The 3486-nt window shown below is 73.5% G+C and carries 3 protein-coding genes and 1 pseudogene; 1 reads left to right on the forward strand and 3 read right to left on the reverse strand.

The genetic code is table 11. The features are described from left to right. Together QZ433_RS03000 and QZ433_RS03005 are read right to left on the reverse strand one after the other, a co-directional pair. Positions 1-720: pseudogene (locus QZ433_RS03000) on the reverse strand (oxidoreductase); the annotation flags it as partial. A gap of 75 nt (positions 721-795) precedes the next feature. Continuing rightward, the gene (locus tag QZ433_RS03005; protein WP_295779948.1) at positions 796-1749 is read right to left on the reverse strand and encodes an SDR family oxidoreductase; all 954 of its coding nucleotides are present in this window, start codon (positions 1747-1749) and stop codon (positions 796-798) included. 207 nt (positions 1750-1956) lie between these two features. Here QZ433_RS03005 and QZ433_RS03010 point away from each other — a divergent pair, with 207 nt between their 5' ends. Then, a complete protein-coding gene (locus QZ433_RS03010) occupies positions 1957-2796 on the forward strand; it encodes a helix-turn-helix transcriptional regulator (RefSeq protein ID WP_295779949.1) in 840 nt (279 codons plus the stop codon). On the opposite strand, the gene QZ433_RS03015 is transcribed toward QZ433_RS03010, so the two are convergent. Continuing rightward, a complete protein-coding gene (locus tag QZ433_RS03015; protein ID WP_295779950.1) occupies positions 2771-3217 on the reverse strand; it encodes a hypothetical protein in 447 nt (148 codons plus the stop codon). The two genes, QZ433_RS03010 and QZ433_RS03015, sit on opposite strands and share 26 nt — an antisense overlap. Positions 3218-3486: the final 269 nt, after the last annotated feature.

The following is a 3486-nucleotide window of genomic DNA, read 5'->3' on the forward strand; positions in this document are numbered from 1 at the left end:
GGGGACGGATGCCGTCGTCGCGGGCGCCGGAAGGCGCAGCGCCGCACGCAGGGCGCTCACCGCGCGGGCGCCGCCGCCGATCGCGAGGGCTCCGGCCGCGGCGAGGGCGCCGGCGAGGACGGCCACGCCCGAGTAGGCGAGCACGGTCCGTCGGCTCAGGCCGTCGGGGCCTGCCTGGCCGGCTGCCGTCCGGTCACGGCTCGGCGCGTCGGTTCCCGCCCGTTCATCACCGGCGGGTCCCTCGACCTGCCGATCGTCGTTCGACGCCTCGGCCCGGCGGCGCATCCGCCCGATCAGCAGGCCCCCGATCGTCGCAGCCACCGCCCCCGCCACGAGTGAGGGGACGGGCGAGAGCAGCCCCGCATCGGCGCGCGTGAGTGAGACCACCGCGCCCAGACCGCCGAGGGCGGCGAGCGCGACTCGGCCCCACGGCGCGCGTCGGTTCTCGAGCACCCCGGCCAGGCCCGCGACGATCAGCAGCAGCACGGCGATCCCCACCAGGAGGGCGGCCTTGTCGCCCGTGCCGAACAGGTCGATGGCCAGGTTCTTCGCCCACGCCGGCGCGAGATCGATCATCGCGCCCCCGATCACCGCGAACGGGCTCGCCGCGGGCGCGACGAGGGCGGCGACGAGCTCGCCGAGCCCGGCTCCGAGGACGGTGGAGCCGACGGCGGCGGCGGCAGCGGTGAGGTCGCGGCGGCGCGAGGGGGAAGGAGGCACGAGGGGAGCCTATGGAGCGTGAGCGGCGCGGGTGCCGGGCCGCGCAGAACTCACAGGCAACCGGTGGATGAGTGCTCAGGCTCCCCGCTCGAACGCGTGCGCGACACCCGCGAGAGAGACCGAGGCATCCCACATCCGATCGGCGGCGGCGAGGTCACGCAGCGGCGGGTAGAGCGGGTGGGTTCCCGGGCCGCCACCCACGTGCCCGGGGCCGGTGGGGCCGTACAGCACGTCGCTGCGGGGTGCGGCCGTCGTCGCCGCGACGAGCGCGGGAAGGGCCGCGGTCTCGACGGTTCCCAGCAGCAGGCCGCGCGCCGACAGCCAGCGGACGACCTTCACCCCTGTCGTGTCGGCGTCACGCCCGATCTCGGGGCGGGCGGCCAGCAGGTTCGTCGGAGCGACTCCCGGGTGCGAGACCACGCTGCGGATCCCCCACCCCTCGCGCTGCGACTTCTCGTCGAGGGCGCGAGCGAACAGCCCGACCGCGATCTTCGACCGGCTGTACGCCCGTTGGCCGTCGTACGCGCGCTCGCTCTCGAGGTCATCCCACGCTATGCGGCCGGACCGGGCGGCGACGCTCACCTGCGATACGACGCGGGCCCCGCCCGCGCGCAGCAGCGGCCAGAGGTGGCCGACGAGCGCAACGTGCCCGAGGTGGTTCGTGCCGAACTGCAGCTCGTGTCCGTCCGCGGTCGTCTGCCGCGACGGAGGGGTCATCACCCCGGCGTTGTTGATCAGCAGGTGCACGGGCGCACCCTCGGCCGTGAGCGCGGTACCGAAGGAGCGCACGGATGCCAGAGACGACAGGTCCAGATCGTGCAGTGCGACCATGGCCCCGGGGTTCTTCGCGCGCAGGCGAGCCGCGACGGCTTCGCCTTTGACCCGGTTGCGCACCGGGAGCACCAGGTCGGCGCCCGCGGCGGCGAGGCGGTCCGCCATGATCAGGCCCATCCCGTCGCTGCCGCCGGTGAGCACGACCCGTCGTCCGGCGAGGTCGGGAAGCGTGATGTCGATGTCGTCGCGTGCCATGTCGGTCTCCTGTGTCGGTGGGCAGGGGTCCAGCGTCGCGCGTCGCGGCAGGCGCAGGCAGGGCCTGTCGATCCCCGTCTCGCGCATCCCCGGTCGCGACCACTCGCAGGGGCGGGCGGGTGGCATCCGGCCCGCTCCCCAGAGGGGGATCGCCGCGCCCTGGTTCGCCCATGCGACACGGGGTAGACAGGATGTCGAGGAGGCACCGTGATCGATCGAGCAGCCCTCGCGCATTTCCTGCGCACGCGTCGCGAAGCGCTGCAGCCCGAGGACGTCGGACTGCCGCGCGGTGTGCGGCGACGCACCCGTGGTCTGCGGCGCGAAGAGGCGGCGGCGCTCAGCCATATGTCCACCGACTACTACGCCCGGCTCGAACGCGAGCGCGGACCGCACCCCTCGGAGCAGATGGTGGCGTCGATCGCGCAGGGGCTGCACCTGTCTCGGGCCGAGCGCGACCACCTCTTCCGGCTCGCCGGTCACGTCCCCGCGGAACGCACGGATGCCGCCGAGCACATCGGCCCCGGATTGCTGCGTGTACTGGACCGGCTCGACGACACCCCGGCTGAGGTCGTGACCGAACTGGGTGAGACGCTGCGCCAATCGCGCCTGGGGATCGCGCTCACGGGCGATGCCTCCCTGCGACGCGGGAGGCACCGCAGCCTCGGCTGGCGTTGGTTCGCCGACCCCGCGTCGCGCGGCCTCTACGCCGAGGAAGACCACGACTTCCTGAGCCGACTGTTCGCCGCGGGCCTGCGCGAGATCGTCGGTCGGCGCGGGCCCGGGTCACGGGCCGCCGAGCTGGCCGACGACCTGCGCGAGCGCAGCGAGGAGTTCCGGACGCTGTGGGAGCGCCACGAGGTCGGTCTGCGTCCGCGAGACACGAAGCACTTCGTCCATCCTGAGGTCGGGGCGATCGAGGTGCACTGTCAGACGCTCGTCGATCCCGAGAGCGCCCATTCTCTGCTCGTCTACACGGCGGCGCCGGGCAGCGAGAGCGCCGAGAAGCTGCGCCTGCTGTCGGTCATCGGGCCCGCCATCCCCGCGTGACGCGGCGGGGCCGAGCGGCGAGGGATGCGCGGGTGAGCCCTTCCGTCTTCACGCCCGCCGCGTGAGGGCCACGGGCCGCCATCCGCGAGCGCCACAGCCGCACCTCGCCCGCCAACATCTTGATCAGACCTACTTCGGCGAGCGCGAGCAGACCCATGAAGGGGATACCCGCGAATGCGACCTGAGAGATGGTCGCGTGGGTCCAGAACCTGCCGCCGGGCAACCGCGCCTGCCAGTCGCCGTCCGCGTCGGCCAGTGCGCTGAGCGTCGTGACGGGGAGGAGCACCAGCAGGGCGGCGATGAACGCGATGAGGAAGAGAAGGCTCCAGGGGAACCGCAGGAGCCGCCCGATGCGCCCGAGGGGTCGCTTCCGACCCTGACGGGTCGCTGATCGCGTCGCCGGCGGGACGGAATCAGTCACGAGCGGCGGTTCGCCCCGGCTCGCTCGTCCGGTACTCGTGATCGGTCGTCGTCACGGATTCAGTATGCCGGGTGGCCGTCGCGGTGCGGGGGACGGTGGCAATGTGGTCGCGCGACGCCGGGTGCCGCCGACGTAGGGTCGGCAGGTGCTCTCCAACCTGCTCGTCTCGGTGCCGTGGCTGGCCTTCGCCGTCCTGGTCGCCGTGGTCATCGTCGGGCCGGTCATCGGACGCGTCCTGGTCACGCGACCGCGGACGACGACGACGCTCC

Origin of the sequence: uncultured Microbacterium sp. (assembly GCF_913776565.1) — a bacterium.
In the GTDB taxonomy this organism is placed as follows: domain Bacteria; phylum Actinomycetota; class Actinomycetes; order Actinomycetales; family Microbacteriaceae; genus Microbacterium.